General features: G+C 65.4%; 25 protein-coding genes. 17 read left to right on the top strand and 8 right to left on the bottom strand.

The features are described 5' to 3' along the window. Window positions 1-108 precede the first annotated feature (108 nt). The 8 genes from ACOGXA_RS07105 to ACOGXA_RS07070 are packed head-to-tail and all read left to right on the top strand — an operon-like array spanning window position 109 to window position 5641. Window positions 109-606, top strand: coding sequence for a flavin reductase family protein (locus ACOGXA_RS07105; RefSeq protein ID WP_419926575.1), 498 nt, complete (start codon window positions 109-111; stop codon window positions 604-606). 6 nt (window positions 607-612) lie between these two features. After that, a complete protein-coding gene (locus tag ACOGXA_RS07100; protein ID WP_419926574.1) occupies window positions 613-1131 on the top strand; it encodes a gamma carbonic anhydrase family protein in 519 nt (172 codons plus the stop codon). A gap of 52 nt (window positions 1132-1183) precedes the next feature. Beyond that, window positions 1184-2587, top strand: a complete 1404-nt coding sequence (gene sufB, locus ACOGXA_RS07095; protein ID WP_419926573.1) for a Fe-S cluster assembly protein SufB — start codon at window positions 1184-1186, stop codon at window positions 2585-2587. Next, window positions 2587-2958, top strand: coding sequence for a hypothetical protein (locus ACOGXA_RS07090; RefSeq protein WP_419926572.1), 372 nt, complete (start codon window positions 2587-2589; stop codon window positions 2956-2958). The genes sufB and ACOGXA_RS07090 overlap by 1 nt, the downstream gene beginning before the upstream one ends. Then, on the top strand, window positions 2955-4226 hold the full coding sequence (gene sufD / locus ACOGXA_RS07085) for a Fe-S cluster assembly protein SufD (RefSeq protein WP_419926571.1): 1272 nt from the start codon (window positions 2955-2957) through the stop codon (window positions 4224-4226). Before ACOGXA_RS07090 ends, sufD begins: the two co-directional genes overlap by 4 nt. Continuing rightward, window positions 4223-4564, top strand: coding sequence for a non-heme iron oxygenase ferredoxin subunit (locus tag ACOGXA_RS07080; protein WP_419926570.1), 342 nt, complete (start codon window positions 4223-4225; stop codon window positions 4562-4564). Before sufD ends, ACOGXA_RS07080 begins: the two co-directional genes overlap by 4 nt. Further along, window positions 4557-5351, top strand: coding sequence for a Fe-S cluster assembly ATPase SufC (gene sufC / locus ACOGXA_RS07075; RefSeq protein ID WP_419926569.1), 795 nt, complete (start codon window positions 4557-4559; stop codon window positions 5349-5351). Before ACOGXA_RS07080 ends, sufC (ACOGXA_RS07075) begins: the two co-directional genes overlap by 8 nt. Beyond that, window positions 5342-5641 carry a 4a-hydroxytetrahydrobiopterin dehydratase gene (locus tag ACOGXA_RS07070; RefSeq protein WP_419926568.1) on the top strand — a complete coding sequence of 100 codons (300 nt, stop codon included), beginning with the start codon at window positions 5342-5344 and terminating at the stop codon, window positions 5639-5641. Before sufC (ACOGXA_RS07075) ends, ACOGXA_RS07070 begins: the two co-directional genes overlap by 10 nt. 585 nt (window positions 5642-6226) lie before the next feature. Here the strand turns inward: ACOGXA_RS07070 and ACOGXA_RS07065 are convergent. From ACOGXA_RS07065 to ACOGXA_RS07035, 7 genes are all read right to left on the bottom strand, one after another. After that, window positions 6227-7102 (bottom strand): nucleotidyl transferase AbiEii/AbiGii toxin family protein, encoded by an 876-nt coding sequence (locus tag ACOGXA_RS07065; protein ID WP_419926567.1) that lies wholly within the window; start codon window positions 7100-7102, stop codon window positions 6227-6229. A gap of 289 nt (window positions 7103-7391) precedes the next feature. Then, window positions 7392-8054, bottom strand: coding sequence for a hypothetical protein (locus ACOGXA_RS07060; protein ID WP_419926566.1), 663 nt, complete (start codon window positions 8052-8054; stop codon window positions 7392-7394). A gap of 348 nt (window positions 8055-8402) precedes the next feature. Continuing rightward, window positions 8403-8684 carry a Rieske 2Fe-2S domain-containing protein gene (locus tag ACOGXA_RS07055; protein WP_419926565.1) on the bottom strand — a complete coding sequence of 94 codons (282 nt, stop codon included), beginning with the start codon at window positions 8682-8684 and terminating at the stop codon, window positions 8403-8405. Window positions 8685-8778: 94 nt separating this feature from the next. Then, complete coding sequence (gene sufU, locus ACOGXA_RS07050) at window positions 8779-9249, bottom strand: Fe-S cluster assembly sulfur transfer protein SufU (protein WP_419926564.1); 471 nt, start codon at window positions 9247-9249, stop codon at window positions 8779-8781. Between the two features lie 79 nt (window positions 9250-9328). Next, window positions 9329-10561: a SufS family cysteine desulfurase gene (locus tag ACOGXA_RS07045; RefSeq protein WP_419926563.1), complete on the bottom strand. Its 1233-nt coding sequence runs from the start codon at window positions 10559-10561 to the stop codon at window positions 9329-9331. 37 nt (window positions 10562-10598) lie between these two features. Further along, window positions 10599-11357 (bottom strand): Fe-S cluster assembly ATPase SufC, encoded by a 759-nt coding sequence (gene sufC / locus ACOGXA_RS07040; protein WP_419926562.1) that lies wholly within the window; start codon window positions 11355-11357, stop codon window positions 10599-10601. A 71-nt stretch (window positions 11358-11428) separates the two neighbouring features. Further along, on the bottom strand, window positions 11429-12037 hold the full coding sequence (locus ACOGXA_RS07035) for an MBL fold metallo-hydrolase (RefSeq protein WP_419926561.1): 609 nt from the start codon (window positions 12035-12037) through the stop codon (window positions 11429-11431). A gap of 157 nt (window positions 12038-12194) precedes the next feature. Between ACOGXA_RS07035 and ACOGXA_RS07030 the strand changes: the two genes are divergently transcribed. From ACOGXA_RS07030 to ACOGXA_RS07015, 4 genes are read left to right on the top strand one after another with little or no spacing between them, the layout of a single operon-like run. Beyond that, window positions 12195-13310: an acyl-CoA dehydrogenase family protein gene (locus tag ACOGXA_RS07030; RefSeq protein WP_419926560.1), complete on the top strand. Its 1116-nt coding sequence runs from the start codon at window positions 12195-12197 to the stop codon at window positions 13308-13310. A 29-nt stretch (window positions 13311-13339) separates the two neighbouring features. After that, the gene (locus ACOGXA_RS07025) at window positions 13340-13777 is read left to right on the top strand and encodes a hypothetical protein (RefSeq protein WP_419926559.1); all 438 of its coding nucleotides are present in this window, start codon (window positions 13340-13342) and stop codon (window positions 13775-13777) included. 2 nt (window positions 13778-13779) lie between these two features. Continuing rightward, window positions 13780-13971: a hypothetical protein gene (locus ACOGXA_RS07020; RefSeq protein WP_419926558.1), complete on the top strand. Its 192-nt coding sequence runs from the start codon at window positions 13780-13782 to the stop codon at window positions 13969-13971. Further along, complete coding sequence (locus tag ACOGXA_RS07015; protein ID WP_419926557.1) at window positions 13968-14726, top strand: alpha/beta hydrolase; 759 nt, start codon at window positions 13968-13970, stop codon at window positions 14724-14726. Before ACOGXA_RS07020 ends, ACOGXA_RS07015 begins: the two co-directional genes overlap by 4 nt. Window positions 14727-14840: 114 nt before the next feature. On the opposite strand, the gene ACOGXA_RS07010 is transcribed toward ACOGXA_RS07015, so the two are convergent. After that, complete coding sequence (locus ACOGXA_RS07010) at window positions 14841-15416, bottom strand: HhH-GPD-type base excision DNA repair protein (protein ID WP_419926556.1); 576 nt, start codon at window positions 15414-15416, stop codon at window positions 14841-14843. Between the two features lie 45 nt (window positions 15417-15461). Between ACOGXA_RS07010 and ACOGXA_RS07005 the strand changes: the two genes are divergently transcribed. From ACOGXA_RS07005 to rsmH, 5 genes are all read left to right on the top strand, one after another. Continuing rightward, a complete protein-coding gene (locus ACOGXA_RS07005) occupies window positions 15462-15668 on the top strand; it encodes a hypothetical protein (RefSeq protein WP_419926555.1) in 207 nt (68 codons plus the stop codon). Between the two features lie 96 nt (window positions 15669-15764). After that, on the top strand, window positions 15765-16274 hold the full coding sequence (locus ACOGXA_RS07000) for an HNH endonuclease (protein ID WP_419926554.1): 510 nt from the start codon (window positions 15765-15767) through the stop codon (window positions 16272-16274). Window positions 16275-16379: 105 nt separating this feature from the next. Continuing rightward, window positions 16380-17048 (top strand): lipoyl protein ligase domain-containing protein, encoded by a 669-nt coding sequence (locus ACOGXA_RS06995; RefSeq protein WP_419926553.1) that lies wholly within the window; start codon window positions 16380-16382, stop codon window positions 17046-17048. A gap of 182 nt (window positions 17049-17230) precedes the next feature. Next, a complete protein-coding gene (locus ACOGXA_RS06990) occupies window positions 17231-17638 on the top strand; it encodes a division/cell wall cluster transcriptional repressor MraZ (protein ID WP_419926552.1) in 408 nt (135 codons plus the stop codon). A gap of 266 nt (window positions 17639-17904) precedes the next feature. After that, entirely contained in the window at window positions 17905-18885 is a 981-nt protein-coding gene (rsmH, locus tag ACOGXA_RS06985; protein ID WP_419926551.1) for a 16S rRNA (cytosine(1402)-N(4))-methyltransferase RsmH, read from the top strand. Window positions 18886-18956: the final 71 nt, after the last annotated feature.

Genomic DNA, 18956 nt, shown 5'->3' with positions numbered 1-18956 from the left:
ACCGCCTGCTTCGGCCATGGGCGCGCTTCTCGACGCGGGGTCGTTAGAGGGCAGGCACTAACCTCCGTGCTGCCAGGGGCAAAGTCTGCCCCTCTCCGAGGAGTCCATGTGTCTGACAGCCCGCCGTTCGACTCGGCCAAGTTTCGCCAAGTGCTCGGACAGTTTCCCACCGGTGTGACCGTGGTGACTGCCTCGGGGCCCGACGGACCCGCCGGGCTGGCCATCGGCTCGTTCGGCTCGGTGTCGCTCGACCCGCCGCTGGTCATGTTCATGCCGGGCAAGTCGTCCACCAGTTGGCCGGCCATCGAGGCTGCGGGCCATTTCGGGGTGAACATCCTGGCTGAGGACCAAGGGGAGATGTCGAACCTGTTCGCCTCCAAAGCCGAGGACAAGTTCGCCGGCTTGGAGTGGGCGGCGAAGATCACCGGCGCTCCCATCTTTGAGACCTCCCTGGCGTGGATCGATTGCGAGATCGACCAAGTGGTGGAGGGCGGCGACCACTGGATCGTCCTGGGCCGGGTGTTGGATCTGGGCGTCCAGCGAGACGACGTGGGGCCGCTGGTGTTCTTGGCCGGCAAGTACGGCTCGTTCGACCTGATGGGCTGACGGGCCATGCCTCTGTATGCACTGGGGGACTTCGAACCCGAGATCCACCCAGGGGCGTTCATCCATCCCCAGGCGGTGATCATCGGCCGGGTGAGCGTTGGAGCCGAGTCCACAGTGTGGCCGGGCGCGGTGCTCCGAGGCGACGGAGCGGGCATCGCTATAGGCGCCCGTACCTCCATCCAAGACAACGCCGTCATCCACAACACCGAGGATCTGCCCACGGTGGTGGGCAGTGATGTGACCGTCGGCCATCTGGCCCACCTGGAGGGCTGCACGATAGAGGACGAAGCCCTGGTTGGAACCGCCTCGGTGGTTTTGCACGAGGCGGTGGTGGGCCGGGGGGCGTTGGTGGGGGCCAGTGCGGTGGTCACCAATCGGATGAGGATCCCCCCGCTGGCACTGGCCGTTGGCGTCCCCGCCAAAGTGCGGGAAGGCTTCATGTCTGAGGGGCAGAATCGAGAAGATGCCCAGAGCTACGTAGACCGCGGCCGCCGATATCGGGCAGAGATGCGCTTATTGGGCTGATCGCCGGTAGTATTCCGCTTAGACACGTCGCACCCGTAGCTAGGATTTGGATATGTCGTCGGAAGCCCTCGCCCTTGATCTCGGCCGATACAAGCTCGGCTGGAGCGACGAGGAAGATTACGTTTTCAAGCCCAAGAGAGGGCTGAACACCGACATCGTGCAGGAGATGTCGTGGATGAAGAGCGAGCCCGAGTGGATGCGGAACTTCCGCTTGAAGTCGCTCACCCGGTTCGAGAAGCGGCCTATGCCCTCGTGGGGCGGCGACATGTCGGGCATCGACTTCGACAACATCTACTACTACATCAAGCCCACCGAGGGTTTGGCTGACGACTGGGATGCGGTGCCCGACTCGATCAAGGACACCTACGAGAAGCTGGGCATCCCCGAGGCCGAGCGCAAGTACCTGGCCGGGGTGACCGCCCAGTATGAGTCCGAGGTGGTGTACCACCGCAACCGGGAGGACTTGGAGCGCCAAGGCGTGCTGTTCTGCGACATGGACACCGCGCTCAAGGAGTATCCCGAGCTGGTGCAGGAGCACTTCGGCTCCATCATCCCGCCGGGCGACAACAAGTTCTCGGCCCTGAACTCCGCGGTGTGGTCGGGGGGCAGTTTCATCTATGTGCCGCCCGGTGTGACGGTGGAGATGCCGCTTCAGGCCTACTTCCGGATCAACGCCGAGAACATGGGCCAGTTCGAGCGGACCCTCATCATCGCCGACGAGGGCTCGCAGGTTCACTACATCGAGGGGTGCTCGGCCCCGGTGTACACCAGCGACTCGCTGCACTCCGCGGTGGTGGAGATCCTGGTCAAGAAATCGGCTCGGGTCACCTACACCACCATCCAGAACTGGTCCAACAACGTGTACAACCTGGTCACCAAGCGGGCCAAGGTCGAGGCCGAGGGCCACATGGAGTGGATCGACGGCAACATCGGCTCCCGCCTGACCATGAAGTACCCCGCGGTGGTGATGGTCGGTCCCAAGGCCTCCGGCGAAGTGCTGTCGGTGGCCTACGCCGGTCCCAACCAGCATCAAGATGCCGGGGCCAAGATGACCCACGCCGCCCCCGAGACCACCTCCAAGATCGTGTCCAAGTCGATCTCCAACGGCGGTGGTCGCACCAGCTACCGGGGCTTGGTCCGGGTGGAGGACGACGCCTACGGGTGCCGCAGCCATGTGCAGTGCGACGCGCTGATCTTGGACGAGGACAGCGTGTCCGACACCTACCCCTATATGGAGGTGGGCACCCGGGACGCCGAGATCGGCCACGAGGCCACCGTCTCCAAGGTGGCCGATGAGCAGCTGTTCTATCTGATGAGCCGGGGGCTGACCCAGGAGCAGGCCATGGGCATGATCGTCAACGGCTTCATCGAGCCCATCACCCGAACCCTGCCGATGGAGTACGCCGTGGAGTGGAGCCGGCTCATCGAGTTGCAGATGGAGGGATCTGTCGGCTGATGCCCATGCGGCAGGATTGCAAGTACTTCGAGAGCCGGTCCTACCCCAATGGGGAGACCGTGCGGAAGTGCGATTTGGACTTGGCCCCCGAGGCCCCGTGGCGCTGTCCCGACGACTGCTCGGCCTATGAGCGCCGCATGGTGGATGTGAACTGGTCTCACGGCACCTTGGTAACACCTCCCACTCCCGAGGCCCCGGCCAGCGTGGGAAGCGATGAGAGCATCGGCGCCCTTCTGGACGCCGCCGAGGACATTGTCAACGAGGCCGGCCCCCGGGTGTTGGCCGAGCTGGAGAAAGAAAAGTCCCGGCGACGGTTGAGAGCGGGCGGCGGCGGAAAGGCCAAGCGGCGAAAGCGCCGTCGGCGTTCGTGATCGATTCACAATTCACTCCCGATGCGGCCGGTGCCCTACCCGGCCCCGATTGGCTGGCCCGCCGTCGAATGGCTGCCGCCGAGCAGGTGGCTGCTGCTCCCATGCCCTCGGTGGAAGAAGAACTCTGGCGGTATACCCCCATCGGACAGCTAGATCTCGGCCGCTATCGGATGGCTTCCGACGCCGGTGCCCGATCTCCGACCTCTGCTCCCGGACACTGCGCGATCGTAGACACCAGCAACGGGCGGTTGTGCGGCGTGGAGCTGGCCTCTGAGGCGGCCGACCAAGGGGTGGAGGTCCGCCCGCTGGGCGATGGCGATGCCGAGTTGGCCGCATCGGTTGACGTCGACCTGTTTGCCCTTATGAATGCCGCGTTCTCCGTTGAGCCGCTGCTGGTGCGGGTGCCCCCCGGAGCAAATGTGGAGGGGCCCATCGTGGTGCGCCACTGGGTCGACGCCGACGGGGGTGCGGTTTTTCCCCGGCTGATCGTGGACGCCGGGGCCGATTCCTCGGTCGAGGTGCTGGAGCTGTACGGCTCAGCCGACGTTGCCGCGTTCGTGAGCCCGGTGGTCGAGATCAGGGTGGCCTCCGCCGCCCGGGTCGGCTACCTGACTTTGCAGGAACTCGGGCCCAAGGTGTGGCACATCGGCTCGCAAGTCAGCCACATCGGCTCGCAGGCCCACCTGCGGGCGTCATCGGCCGCATTGGGCGGCGAATACGCCCGGATGCGGCTGGACACCCATCTGTCCGGCCGAGGGGCTACCGGTGATCTGATCTCGCTGTATTTCGGCGACGGCGACCAGACTCTGGACTTTCGCACCTTCCAAGATCACGCCGCGCCCGACACCACCAGCAGCCTGTTGTTCAAGGGAGCGGTGGACGATGCATCCCGCTCGGTGTACACCGGGCTGATCAGGGTTCGGCCCAACGCCCGGGGGACCAACGCCTACCAGACCAACCGGAACATCAAGCTGTCGGAGGACGCTTGGGCCGAGTCGGTGCCCAACCTGGAGATCGAGAACAACGAGGTGCATTGCAGCCACGCTTCTGCGGTGGGCCCTATCGACGGTGAGCAGCTGTTCTACCTGGAGAGCCGGGGAGTGCCCACCGAGGCCGCCGAGCGGCTCATCGTGACGGGGTTCTTCGACGAGGTGCTCGACCAATTTCCTGTCCTCGAGGCGGTGCCTGCGGTGCGAGATCGGCTCCAGTCCAAGATCGAGGGGTTTAGCCATCACCATGCCATCGAGAGAGGCGGGTCGGGGGCGTGACGGGGGATCGAGTGGTGCTGTGCCCGTTAGACGAGTTGGGCGACGGCGAAGCCCGGCGGTTCGACGTCGAGGATGGCGGCTTGGCTCACCAGGTGGCGGTTGTCCGGTTGGGAGACGACCTGTACGCCCTGGGCGACATATGCAGCCATGCCGATTACTCGCTGGCGGAGGGCGAAGTGGATGCCGAAGAGGGCACCATCGAGTGCTGGAAGCACGGCAGCCTGTTTTCCTTGGCCACCGGGGAGGCCGAGACTCTGCCCGCCACCCGCCCGGTGCCCATCTACAACGTGGGCGTGGAGGACGGTCAGATCTGGTTGGAGGTCGGCCAAGATGAGTAGGCCCGCAGAGAGCGAATTGGTTGTCTCGGGCCTGCATGTCCGAGTCGGCGGGCAGATGGTGCTGAATGGGGTTGACCTGCGGGTGGCGTCCGGTGAGGTTCATGCCGTGATGGGGCCCAACGGCTCGGGCAAGTCGACCTTGGCCTACGCCATCATGGGCCGTCCCGGCTATGAGGTCACCGCGGGGTCGCTCACTCTGAATGGTGTTGATCTGGTGGAGCTTTCCCCGTGGGAGCGGGCCCACGCTGGCCTGTTCTCCACTCAGCAGTATCCCACCGAGGTGCCGGGTGTGGGTTTGGAGGTCATGCTGGAAGAAGCGGTGGCCGCTACGGGCGGAGACCGCAGCGCTGTAGAGGCCCAAGTGGCTGTCGAGGCCGGGCTCGTCGGCTTCGATCCCGAGCTGTTGTACCGGTCGTTGAACGTGGACCTGTCCGGGGGGGAGATGAAGCGCAGCGAGGCGGTGCAACTCGGCGTGCTCCGCCCCCGTATCGCCATCTTGGACGAGCTAGACAGCGGCCTCGATGTGGATGCTCTGGCCGCGGTGAGCCATCGCATCGAGCAGGCCACCCACCAGGACAATTTGGGCGTGCTGGCCATCACCCACTTCAGCCGCCTTTTGACGGTGCTCCATGCTGATGTGGTCCACATCCTCATCGACGGCGTAATCCGGGAGACCGGTGGCCCGGAACTAGCCGCCCAACTGGAGGACACTGGCTACGATCCGTGGGTCGATGACCGCTCTGTCGCCCCCGTTGAAATACACCTAGGAGGAGACCCATGGCCGTAGACGCCGATGCCAAGAGACTGCTCAGCGATGATGAGATCACCGCCGCCTTGGAAAACCTTCCCGGATGGGAGCGCCAAGGCGAAAAGCTCGCCGCCGCGTTCCAGTTCGCAGACTTCTCCGAGGCCTTCGGCTTCATGTCCCGAGTGGCGCTGATCTCCGAGCGCCTGTTCCACCACCCCGAGTGGTCCAACGTCTGGTCCACCGTGGAGATCGCCATCACCAACCACGCCGCCGGAGGCCTCACCGAGCTCGACTTGGAGTTCGCCCGCCGCGTCAACGCGATGGGGTGAACCTGCCTGATCAGGCTATATGCCGGGAGGAGGGGCATTATCTCTGGGCCCGGGGGCTCAGGCAGAGTTGGCAGCTTGCTTGAGCACAGGCACACCGAGCGGCTCGTTGGCAGAGAACTCGGCGTGCCCGAAACCGCAGCGGTTCCTACCGCTGCGAGAGGGACGCGCCGCCCTAGGTGCAATAGGCCGATGAAGCAGGTTCCGGGGCGGTGTATACGCCCCGACGGGCACAGCGGAAGATGCCGCTCGAAATAAGAAAACTGGCAATTATTTGGGGATTATCTCCGATTCTAGCCGTGTTCCGTCACTCATGGCAGTTGCCGCACCTCCCGTCGTCGTGCAGAATGTCGGGATAGACGGTCTCTCGATGGCACGATGAGCACTCATGCCGACTAGGGGCAGGCTCAGGTTGGTCTGAGCAGTATCCGACGACCCGATGTGCCTGCTGGCCACCCCGATTGGTCGGGGCTGCGCCTGGGCAGCCCAATTCTGCGCCAGCGAGCGCTTGGACGAGATGACATCTCGCACGCCAACCGTTGTCCCGTTGTCCGAACACGAGGTGGAAAGCCGCAGGACGGGTTGGGTTCAGATCCGATGAGCGCTGCTGTGGATTATTGCAATAGCATCCTCGAACTCGATCCAGTCCTCGTCGCTGTAGACCAGATTCCTGATTCTCGGATATGCACCTCTGAGAGCTTCGTTAGATGGGTGGCCTGATTGGAATGCCTTGGCTGCTGCAAACCCATCCTCGGGCCGAGGCGTTGCTCTGCCGGCGAGGCCTGGCGGAATCGACTTCACCACGATTTCGTGCATCTCGGATACGAGAGAGGCATTGAGCTCGGCCCTTACCTCGACATGGGAGAGCAAGCGGGCAAGGTCGTAGATGTCGCGGGCCCGAGTAGCGATCTGCTCGGGGTTGTCCGATTCGCTTCTCCAGTTCAAAGCATCAAGTTTGTCCACAACTGCGATTGCCGGGTCGGCCGTGAGGACTTCGAACGGCTTGAGGTGCGGGTATTCCTCCAGCAGCGCGGGGTCCAGTTCGGATGCGGCTTCGCCGGCAAGTGAGGTAACCGATCTCATCCCGCACATTCCCGGGGGTTGCTCGCGAATGCTCATCTCGACGAGGACTGAGCCGAAGGTCATGCCCAGAACGGCCCCGCTTCCCGGAGTGGCCGACGCATAGGTGATGGCAGAGGTGGCGAAATTGGTGCCTTCTCGTTTGTGGTCAATGTCCAACGGGATGCCCTCGTCCAGCCTGGTATGGAGTTCCTTTCGGGCTTTCTTCCGCCGGCTGTGCCCGAATTCCCGGCCGGGCGGCGGGATGATGTTCACATCAACATCCTCCGAGAAGCGGTTGAGGAAGGGGTACGCCTTGGCCAGGGACGTTCCCCCCTTGAAGACAGTGCGAACATCTGGGTATGCCTCGGACGGGGCAATGGCGTGTCGGATCGCCTCGGTCACATAGAGATCCTTCTCGACGATACGCGGCAGCAGGCGTGGTTGGTGGATTCTCTCGGACAAGACATCGAGGATGTCTTCCCACGTTCCCGTGTCTTCGACTAGGGCGCTGACCCCCCAGGTGGGGATAGCTGTCAGCCCAAGGTCTGCGGCGATGCCGAGGACTGTGCCTCCGAGAGCGGGAGCGGCAGCTCTGCCGGAGCCGTGTTTGTGGCAGTATTCCGAGTTCTTCTGGGCAGGCAATCGACAGGGTCGGTCGTCGCCGCCCGGGATCGGCACCCGTCCCCGGCATCTACGCGGCAATCGCTGGTCCCTCTGTGCTCGCCACCTCGCCCAGGTCGCGGCAGCGCCCCTGGAACAGGGGGCCGAGGCCGCGTTCAGAAGATGCGGCGTCAAGGAACAGGGCGATGCGGACGGGGGCGCTGTAAAACCCCCGTGCTTTGTTGTCGCCGTACTTCTCCATGGCTTCTTCCCAACCCACTTCGGCCCAGGCGTCGAAGCACCTTGCGGCCTCGATGAGCGAGACTTCCCACCTGTTCAGAGCCAGGCGCTTCTCGTTAGAGCGGCCCTCGTATTTCGTAGCGCTGTCCGGGGCCTGCGGCGGGCGGCCCACAACAGCGATCCACCGGCTCGGCGGCACTTGCGTGCTCCAACCGATCTGGTTGATGAGATCGGGCCCGGTGAGCCCCGACCCGGGCCCGGCGATGAGCCAAGGCAGTGCCTCGCGCGCCTCGACAGGGATCGGCGCCTGCCTGCGCTGGCCCAATCGGCGGCGACAGTAGATGCTGCGAACAGCGCGGGCCACAAGCGGGTCGTCTCCCCCGCACAGTCTGCCCAACGCCATCTTGATCGCGGCCCTGGACTTGCAGGGGAAGGCTTCTTGCACCTCGTCAAGGGTGAACAAAGCAGCCACGGGCAGGCGTTCGGCCCATTCGCGTATCTCGCCATATGCCATCGCCCGCCTCCCAAGTGCGTTACTTCATTGTAGCAGGTATGGTGTGACTTATCCCGCCCCTGAAGGGGTGGGAGGCGATATTGCCCATTTCTGCCATCCTTACAACGTAGAAGAGCCATCATCTAAGTCACGGGCTAGTGCGATCCCGAGGGTCTTTGGAGCTATCGCAGCCATGGAATTAGAAGATATTCAGAGAATGTTGGACCACGGCATGTTCTCGGGTCCGGCACGACTCGGGCCGATCGCTGACGCAATCAGTCGGAATGGCAGGACCCGCGCCAGAGCGACAGAACTTTGACTCGTATATTGCAGGGCACGCTTTTGACTTTTGCCCACGGCGTCAACACCCTAGTGGCCCCGATGCTGGCACACGTTGTAAAACGCCCGAAGCTCACCATCGAGACCGCGGATGGCAAGAATCGGCTGCCCGGCGATGGCTTCGGCTACAAAGCTGCCCCGGGCGCGGAGTTTCTCGCTATGGCAGATCCACAGCCAGCTCCGACTGATGATCGCTGATTGGTCGGCGTCGAACCACCGCTTCTTGGTGTAGGCATCGGCGTGCAGCGAGAGCGAAGAGCTGGGGTCGGGATGCCAACCCTGCCCGATGTCTGCAACAGCCCCTTCGCTCATTGGGCGTCGTTTTGGTTTGGAATACGGCCCCGCAGCACTGATCCCAAACTAGCAGTATTGAACGACCGTTCAAGACAGAACGGCGTAGCCGAGATCAGGCGGTGGTTTGGGCTTCTTGGAGGGCTTGGGTGAGGGTGTGCCAGGACAGGGTGGCGCATTTGATCCGCACGGGGAACTTGACCACGCCCTTGAGGGCCTCGAGGTCGCCCAGCTTGATGTCGGCGCCGTTGCCGTTGACGGGGGCCGGGTCGCCGGGGTCGGGCTCGATGGACATCATGGACTTGAAGGCCCGGTTGAGCCGATGCAGCTCCTCGGTGGTGCGGCCTTTGACGGTGGCCGACATCATCGAAGCCGATGCCTGGCTGATCGAGCAGCCCTGGCCGCCCACCTTGATGTCGTCGATCACCCCGCCGGCCAAATGCACATAGACGATCACCTCGTCGCCGCACAGGGGGTTGAAACCCTCGGCTCGGACCGCGGGAGGAGTGTCCAGCTCTCCCCGATTGCGGGGATTGCGGTAGTGGTCGAGGATGATCTCGCGATAGAGGTCTTCTAGGTCAGGCATGGCGGCGAGCCACCAGTTTACGAGCGGAGGCTCGGAGATATGCAGTCATTCGGTGCTCAGTCATTCCGTACCCAGGACTTCACTCGATGAAGAACGCGTCGGCGTCGGAGAGAGCATCGGCCAGGGCGTCGACATCGGACTCGTCGTTGTATACGTACATGGAGGCCCGACTGGTGGCGGTGCAGCCCAGCACCCGCATGAGCGGCTTGGCGCAGTGGTGGCCAGCCCGCACGCATACCCCGGAGCGGTCCAGCACCTGGGCCACATCGTGAGGGTGGATCCCCTTGTACTCGAACGACAGCACCCCGCCGCGCTCAGCCGGCTCGGTCGGCCCGTGGATGGTGATGTCGTCTCCGTAGCGATTGGCCAGCGTCCGAAGGGCATAGCCGGTTAGGGCCACCTCGTGCTCTCGCACCTGCTCCATGCCCAGACCGGTCAGATAGTCCACCGCCGCCCCCAGCCCCACCGCCTCGGCGATGGGCGGGGTGCCGGCCTCGAACTTCCAAGGGACCTCAGCGGTGCTGAACCCCTCCTTGGTCACATTCAGGATCATCTCGCCCCCGCCGAGGAACGGCGGCATGGCCTCCAGCAGCTCGGATTTGGCCCACAGCACCCCAATCCCGGTGGGCCCGCACATCTTGTGGCCGGTGAAGGCCACGAAGTCGGCCCCCATCTCCACCACGTCGGTGGGCAGATGCGGGGTGTACTGGCTGGCGTCCACCATCATGAGGGCCCCGGCCCGATGGGCGGCGTCGGCCAGTTGCCGGATGGGGTTGATGGTGCCCAGCACATTGGACACCGCAGCCACGCTCACCAGGCGGGCCCCGTCAAGGAGGCGGTCTAAATCGGTCAAGTCGAGGTGGCCGTCGCTGCTGATCGGGATCCAGCGCAGCTCGATGCCCAGCTCGGCGGTCAGCATGTGCCAGGGGACGATGTTGGCGTGGTGCTCCAACTCGGTGATGACCACCGGATCGCCCGGCCCCAAGTTGGCTTTGCCCCAGGTTCGGGCCACCAGGTTGATGGCCTCGGTGGCGTTCTTGGTGAAGATCACCTCGGAATCCCGGGGGGCCCCGATGAAGTGGGCCACCTTGGACCGGGCCTGTTCAAGGGCCTCGGTGGCCTCTACCGCCAGTTGGTAGGAGCCCCGGTGAACGTTGGAGTTGAAGCGCTCGTAGTAGTCGACGACGGAGTCGATCACCGCCTTGGGCTTGTGGGAGGTGGCCGCCGAGTCGAGATAAACCAGGCGATGGCCGTGTACCTGTCGGCACATGATGGGAAAGTCGCCCCGGACGGCGGCAGGCTCTAGCGCCATGCCCCATGCCCTTCACCAACCGAGGGGGCAGCCGATCTCAGCGCCATGCCTCGTACCCCTCGGCGTCCAACTGGGCGGCCAGCTCGAAGCCGCCGCTGGCCGCGATCTTCCCGTTCATCAAGATGTGGACGTGGTCGGGCTTCAGATGGTCGAGCAGGCGGCGGAAGTGGGTGATGGCCAGCACCCCCATGTCCGGGCGGGTGTCCCGCACTTCCTGCACCCCGCTGGCCACGATCTTGAGGGCGTCGATGTCCAACCCGGAGTCGGTCTCGTCCAAGATGGCCATCTCCGGCTCCAGGATGGCCAACTGGAGCACCTCATTGCGCTTTTTCTCGCCTCCGGAAAACCCGTCGTTTAGGTAGCGGTCGGCGAATGACGGGTCCATGTCGAAGCGCTCCATCCACTCCATCACGGCCAGGCGCAGCTCCAGCACCGACAAGTCGATCCCCTTGCGGGCCGACAACGCCTGGCGCAGGAAGTTCATCACCGACACCCCGGGAAACTCTTGGGGGTATTGAAAGGCCAGGAACAGACCGGCCTTGCCCCGCACATCGGCGGGCCAGTCGGTGATGTCGTCGCCTTTGAAGCGGATCCGCCCTCCGGTCACCTCGTACTCGGGGCTGGCCAACAGCGTGCTGGCCAGGGTTGACTTGCCCGAGCCGTTGGGCCCCATGAGGGCGTGAACCTCACCGGCCCGAACGGCGAGGTCGATGCCCGACAGGATCGGGGTGCCGTCTTCAGCCGTGGCGACGTGCAGGTTCTCGACCTCGAACAGCGGGGCCTCGGGGCGGCTCACCGGATCAGTCTACGCCGGTATTGGGACCACCCCTATCACCGGAAAGCGGGAACACCGTCCGATGGGTCGGCTTACCAGCCCCGGTCGATCCACTCCTGAAGATGAGGGGCCTCGGTGCCGATGGTGGTCTGATCGCCGTGGCCGGGCAGCACCACGGTTTCGGACGCCAGCGGGGAGAACATCCGCTGCTCGATGGAATCGATGATGGTGTCGAAATCACCGCCTTCAAATCCGGTGGCGCCGGGACCGCCGGGGAAGAGGGTGTCGCCGGAGAACAGAACGGGCGACCCCTCGAGGCGAAACGACATGGATCCCGGGGTGTGGCCGGGAGTGTGGACGCAGTGCAAGCGGAGCCGGCCCACCTCGACCACCGACTCGTCCTCGAGCAGATAGTCGTAGGAGTCGAGCATGGCGGCATCCTCGGCGGTCACTCCCACCTCATAGCCGGCGTCGCGCACTGCGGGAATGGCCTGGATGTGGTCCCAGTGCCCGTGGGTCTCCAAGACGGTGCGGACGCCGAGGGACGAGCACAGCTCCAGGAGCCGCTCGTGCTCGTTGGCGGCGTCGATCAGCACCGCATCGCCGGTTTGGCGGCAGCGGACGACGAAGACGTTGTTGTCCATCGGGCCCACCACCACTTTGTGGATCTCGGCCTGGGTGTCTTGCCAGTGCAGGGTCATGGCTGCTCTTTCTGCTCTCGTGCTCGCGTTGAGGAAATGATTGTGCCCCATCGATCGGCTCGGTGACAGGTCATCAGCGGGGAGGGCAGCGAGCCAATCGACAGGGCAGGGGGTTGCAGCGTGGCTACTCGTGCTGTCGTCTAGTAGAAACAGGGCCGTGAACTTTGCCTTCAGCGAGGAACAAGAAGAGCTGCGGCGCTTCGTCCGGCAGTTCTTAGAGGACAAGTCACCCGAGTCGGCGGTCCGAGAGCAGATGGACACCGAGAAGGGATACGACGACGCGGTCTGGAACCAGATGGCCGAGCAACTCGGGTTGCAGGGGCTCATCATCCCCGAGGAGTACGGGGGCAGCGGTTTCAGCTATGTCGAGCTGATCGTGGTGCTCGAGGAGATGGGCCGGGCGCTGCTGTGCGCCCCGTTCTTCTCCAGCGTCGTGTTGGCCGGCAACGCCCTCATCCACAGCGGCGACGAGGAGGCGAAAGCCGCCCTGCTGCCGGGCATCGCCGCCGGCGAGACGGTGGCCGCGCTGGCCTTCACCGAGGAGAACGGCCGGTGGGACGAGTCGGGCATCACCGTGGAAGCCGACTCCGGCGGCGCAGGCTGGCGCGTAAGCGGCACCAAGATGTTCGTGATCGACGGCCACACCGCTGATGCGGTGCTGGTGGCGGCCCGAACCTCCAGCGGGGTCAGCCTGTTCTGGTGTCCCGGCGACGCCGAGGGGTTGACCCGCACTGCGCTGTCCACCATGGACCAGACCCGCAAGCAGGCCCGTCTCGACTTCGACAACACCCCGGTCACCCTCATCGGGGCCGAGGGCGGGGGCTGGCCGGTGCTTGAGCGGGTGCTCGATCTGGCCGCGGTGGCCCTGGCCGCCGAGCAGGTGGGCGGCGCCCAGATGTGCCTGGACATGTCGGTGCAGTACGCCAAAGACCGAGTGCAGTTCGGACGGCCCATCGGGTCGTTCCAGGCCATCAAGCACAAGTGCGCCGACATGTTGCTGGAGGTGGAGTCGGCCAAGTCGGCTGCCTATTACGCCGGCTGGTGCGCCTCGGAGCTGAACGACGAGCTTCCCTCGGTGGCCAGCTTGGCCAAGGCCTATTGCTCGGAGGCCTACTTCCACGCCTCGGCTGAGAACATCCAGATCCATGGCGGGATCGGCTTCACCTGGGAGCATCCCGCCCACCTGTACTTCAAGCGGGCCAAGTCGTCGGAACTCCTCTTCGGCGATCCCACCTATCACCGCGAGCTCCTGGCTCAGCGCATCGGCATCTGACGCTCTTACTGGTACTTGCCGCAATCCTGGTGGTCGGGCTGGCCGCCTATGCGGTGATGCGAGCGTCGTCCCGGTTGGCCCACACTCGTGCGAGGGCGGTATACGACTTGCTCGAGGCGGTTGGCTTCGTGGCCGAGCGCCTCCCCGAGTCGCTGTCGGCCAAGCTGAGCTACGACGATGTGGAGGCGGTGCTCTTGTGGCGGCTGGATCTTCTGCGGCTGCGGGGCTCGGCCACCTATGGGCGGGCCGATGTGTCTGCCGCCGCGGCCGAGGGCCGGGATGGGCATACGGTGACCAGCGATGACGACTCGGTGGACTATGTGCTGGCCAAGGCCGCAGAATCCGGTCGAGACATCGACGCATTGGATGTGGTGGTGGTGCTCGACCTAGAGGGCCGGTATCTGGAGGCCATTGGCGCCCTCGGGCCCCCAGCCGAGGATACGGGCGGCCAAGACGGTACGGTTTAGGCATGGACAGGCCGCGGTCGTTGGAGGGCTTCCGGTATGTGGGGGACAAGCGCTCCCAGCTGGTCTACGACTTGGATGAGGTGAGCGACGAGTCGGTCATCGAGGAGTTGGTGGCATCCGAGCAGTACCTGGTTTTCGGACCGGACAACCTGGCCGAAGCCCGAAACCGCGGCTATCGGCCTCGGGCGGTGTGACTCACTGGCAGACCACCAGCGGCCTCAAGCTGGTCGGGCATTTGGCTCTGCCCGAGAACCGGCGGATGCGGGCGCTGCCCAGTGTGGTGCTGTGTCCCGGTTTCCCGTCGGCCGCCAACGGGGGCTCGAGGGCGGCCGAGCGGATCTATTCGCTGGCCGATCGAATCGCGCAGAACATGGAGTGGGCCGCGCTGGTGCTCAACTACCGGGGATGTGGCGACAGCGAGGGCGATTTCTCGCTGGACGGATGGGCCGACGATGTCCGCAGTGCGGTCGAGTACATGGATGGGTTGGAGCAGGTTGAAGGGGTCTGGCTCGCAGGGTTCGGCATCGGCGGCGCGCTGACGGCCTTCGTGGCCCAAGATGACCACCGGGTCAGGGGAGTGGCCGCCATGGGCGCGCCCGTCGACTTCGCCCACTGGGGGCTCGATGCCTCTGGGGTGGTGGAGTATGCCCGCTCGCTGGGCATCATCTCCGCGCCGGACTTCCCCGACTCGGTGGACTCATGGGCCAAAGCGGCCCAGTCGATCCGCGTCGACCGGTGCGCCGCCGAAATCGCCCCCCGGCCCATGCTGGTGCTGCACGGCTCCGACGACCGGCAAGTGTCGCCCCTCGACGCCCGGGCCATCGCCGACGCCCACGGCGACGCGGGACTGCGGATCATCAGCGGCGCCGGCCACCGCCTCTACTCCGACCCCCGCTGTATAGCCATCCTCTTAGGCTGGCTCGACTCCCAAATCACCCTCATCCCCTGAGTTTCGAGCCCGCGCGTATTCCTGGGGTGGGGTGAGGGAAAGCTCAGTACCGGTGGATAGCATCTCCTGCGCAGCGGCACCGATCCCCACAAACCCAAAGCGGTGGATTCAGGCTTATTCTTGCTTGGTTTTGCCTTTGGCTTTTTGGGCTTTTTTCCAGGCTCTTACTTGGGCGAGGGCTTCGGGGCTGTCGATGTCGGCGACGGTGCGGGGGGTGGGGTCGGCGAATGGGCCGGCGGCGGATTCCCAGCCTTCGGGGGTCACCCCGAAGCGCTTGGCCAGCACGGCCAGGAAGATCTTGGCCTTCTCATCGCCGTAGCCGGGGAGGGCTTTGAGGCGGTTGAGGAGCTCTTGGCCGGAGGCGGGCTCGGTCCATACCCGGGCGGCGTCGCCGTCGTAGTGGTCGACGAGGTGGCGGGCCAGCTCTTGGGCTCGGCGGGCCATCGATCCGGGGAACCGATGCAGGGCGGGCTTCTCCTTGAAGGCAGCCTCGGCTTTGTCGGGGTCCATAACGGCGAGGCGATCGGCAGAGAAGTCGTCGGGGATGCGCTCCTTCAATCGGAAGGGCGACTTGAACGCCCACTCCATAGGGATCTGCTGGTCGAGCATCATGGCCAGCAGCAGGGCGAATGGATCATCGATGAGGAGTTGGTCGGCGTCGTGGTCGCCGGTGACGGCAAGTGTTCCCATCCGCCCATCGTACCGGGCGCACATCGGAGGGCGTAGCCTGACCTTGTGGCCCGAATGGTTGCGACCCTGCTCTTCCACCCCGGCATTTGGCTCACCGCGGTGAGGCAGGCACGGCGATTGGGGATGGTTCCCGACCCCGACTATCTGCGATTTCGGATGGTCACCATGTACGGCGACGCCGCAGCACAGCCCCGCGGCGATGATCTGATCTCCTACTTGCGGTGGTGCAAATGCTGGGAGCGATCCCGGTGAGAACATGCTGAACTGCCGCTTTCGGAGGCGCGAAGCAGGGGTGCCTTCTCAGTAAACCGCGCAAGGCCGCCCCGCTGGTTCACTATGGTTTTCCCCATGAGCCGGGCGCTGGTGCTTAACGCCTCTTTCGAGCCGCTGAGCGTGGTTTCCCCCCGGCGCGCCGTCATCTTGGTCATGGCCCGAAAGGCCGAGGTGGTGCTGGAGTCTGGCGAGCAGTTCCGCTCCGAGCGGCTCGAGGTGCCGGTGCCGTCGGTGGTCCGGTTGCGCTACTACGTGACGGTGCCGTTCTTCCGCACTGGTGGGCTCAGCCGCCGGGGGGTGTTCGCCCGCGACGGCTATCGCTGCCAGTACTGCGGTCGCCATGCCGATTCCATCGACCACGTCCGGCCCCGCAGCCGGGGAGGGGCCCACTCGTGGGAGAACGTGGTGGCCGCCTGCCGGCGATGCAACATGGCCAAGCGAGACCGGCTCCTCTCCGAGACCCCCATGCGGCTGATGCGCCCGCCGGCTGAGCCGCCCCGCTCGGCGTGGGTGGCCTCCGCGGTCGGCCATGTGCCTTCCGACTGGCTGCCCTATCTGGATCCAACGGCCGAGTCCGTCGCCTAGGGCTGTGCCGGCATATGCGCGCAGGTCCTCCGAGTGCCGGCAGCTTGCTGAGAACGCGGGGCCGCGTCCCGACCGCCCGCGTGGCCTCATCGACGGCATAGACCCATGCCGGCCGACGGCGGGTGGGACACTCATCGCTTGAGCGGGTCGGTGGGGGAACTGCACGGCCGAGACCCCGAGCCCCATGCCAGTCGGCAAGTGTGGCTGATGTCGCCCCTCGACGCCGCGCTGGTGCTGGGCTCGGCCCAACGCGCCGAGTTCGCCGCGGGCCAGAGCTCCGGGGGGTTAGCCGTGGTGCGGCGCCGCAGCGGCGGAGGGGCAGTGTTGTTGGCCCCCGATGACTCGGTATGGATCGACGTGGTGATCGGCCGCGACGACCCGCTGTGGGAAGACGATGTGAACCGGGCGCCTCTGTGGCTGGGAAAAGCGTGGGCCGCAGCCCTGGCTTCATTGGGCATCGCCGGCGGGGAGGTGTTCCCCCGCTACCAGCCCGGACGGTGGGGCCGGCTGGCTTGCTTTGCCGGCCGGGGGCCGGGAGAGGTGCTGGTCGAAAGGGCCAAAGCGGTGGGGATCTCCCAGCGCCGCACCCGGACAACAGCCCGGTTCCAGACGCTGGTCTACCGACGCTGGGAACCTGAGAAGCTGGTCGACTGCCTGGCTGTGCCTCCCGGCCAGCTTGATGAGTTCCGAGATGCCATGTCGATGACGACATGGACGGTGACGGCCCTCGCCGAGGAGATTCAGGCCGCCTTGGTGGCCTCCCTTCCCCAGTAGAGGCCCCAAGCGGGACCGCCTCTGACCCTAGGAATCCTGAGGGCGTCCTGGCTGCGATGAGCCCGGCCGCGGCGACACGAGGCTGGTGTTTTCCGGAGCAGGTTGCACGGTGGGGCTGTAGGGGATATTGTGGGCCGAAGTGGGAGATAAGGGGAAAGCACTCAGCCGCCTCGGAGGGCATCATGCTCACCGGTGAACATCGGCGGTCCCTCGACGACAAGGGTCGAATATCACTGCCGCCTGCTTTTCGCTCGGTGCTGGCCGAAGGGGCCTATGTGGCGATCTATCGGCGCTGCCTGGGGATCTGGACGGCCGGCGAGGCCCGCGGGGCTTTGGAGCGGCTCGAGGCCGCGGTGCGGGCCGGGGAGGCCACCAGCGATGAGCTCCGGCGGTTCTCTTCCAGCCTCGAGCCGGTGACCGTTGACGCCCAAGGCCGGTTGAGCCTGCCCTCTTCCAAGCGCGAGGTGCTGGGCATAGGCAAGCAGGTTGTGTTGGCCGGGGTATTCAACCGCGGCGAGGTGTGGGACGCGCCGGAATGGGAATCGCTTCAGTCGAGTCTGGGTGAAGCCGATGTGGATCGGTGGCTGTAATGCGGGTCGATGGAGCACGGCTTGTAACGGAGATCGCGATGTGAGCCACAGCCCTTGGGCCGCTAATGGGCAGTCCTCCGTCCGACGAGATGGAAGGCCCCTACTCCGCCCGCTTGCCATCTGACACAACCGGGGAGAAATCCCGGAGTGCAGTCGCCGGGCGGAGGACTGCCGATTAGCGACATTCTTGCCGTTCGATTCCACCGGACGCAAAAGCTGATCCCTCAACAGCAAGCCAACGTTGCGGCGAAGGAGACGAAAAGACCATGAACGGGGGGACACTGAGAGCGATCGATCGTCGATTCGTCCATCACCCCGTCATGGTGGCCGAGGTGGTCGAGCACCTGTCAGCGGTGCCATCGGGCGCCATTCTCGATGCCACGGTGGGTGGAGGCGGCCACGCCAGAGCCCTGTTGAACGCCCGACCCGACCTTTCGCTCATCGGTCTGGATCGGGACCCGGCGGCTGTTGAGACCGCGGCCTCTGCCCTGGCCGGGCGGGGTGCGGCAATCCGCCAGGCTCGATTCGATGATCTGGGCGATGTGCTGGACTCCCTCGGCTCGCCCATCGTGGTGGGAGTTCTGTTCGACCTCGGGGTCAGCTCGCCGCAGCTCGACAGTGCCGAACGGGGGTTCAGCTACCGGCAATCCGGACCGCTGGACATGAGGATGGATCCCGCCCAAGAGCAGTCGGCCCACGCGGTGGTCAATGGCTGGGCCATCGAGAAGCTGGCCGGCATCCTGCGGTCCTACGGCGACGAGCGTTACGCCAACCGCATCGCGGCGGCCATCGCGGCGGCCCGGCCTATTGCCTCGACCACTGATCTGGCCGATGTGGTGCGCGATGCCATTCCCGCACCGGCCCGGCGGCGGGGAGGGCATCCGGCCAAGCGGACCTTCCAGGCCATCCGCATCGCGGTCAACGATGAGCTGAGCCAGATCGAGCCCGCTCTGGACACGGCCACCGACCGGCTGGCACCCGGCGGCCGGGGGGTGGTCATCAGCTACCACAGCGGGGAGGACCGCATTGTGAAGCGGTTGCTGCGCCGCCGGGCGGGGCTGGACGATGAAGCCCGCTTTCGGGGTCTGCCCCGGCCTGCCTCCCAGACGCCGCCCGCCATCGAGCTGGTTCCCCGGGGCAGCCGCCGTCCGAGCCCGGCTGAGATCGCCGACAACCCGAGAGCTTCCAGCGCCCGCTTCCGGGCCTTTGTCAAGCGGAGTGCAGCCTCCGATGGGGGGGAGGCATGATGGCTGCTCCGCAACAACACCCCCGCCCGGCGCCGGCTCGGCCCGCCGCCCATCCCCGCCGGCACCTCCAG

This window comes from Candidatus Poriferisocius sp., from assembly GCF_965208475.1.
GTDB lineage: Bacteria > Actinomycetota > Acidimicrobiia > Acidimicrobiales > Bin134 > Poriferisocius.
This window is presented reverse-complemented; position numbering and strand designations above follow the sequence as displayed.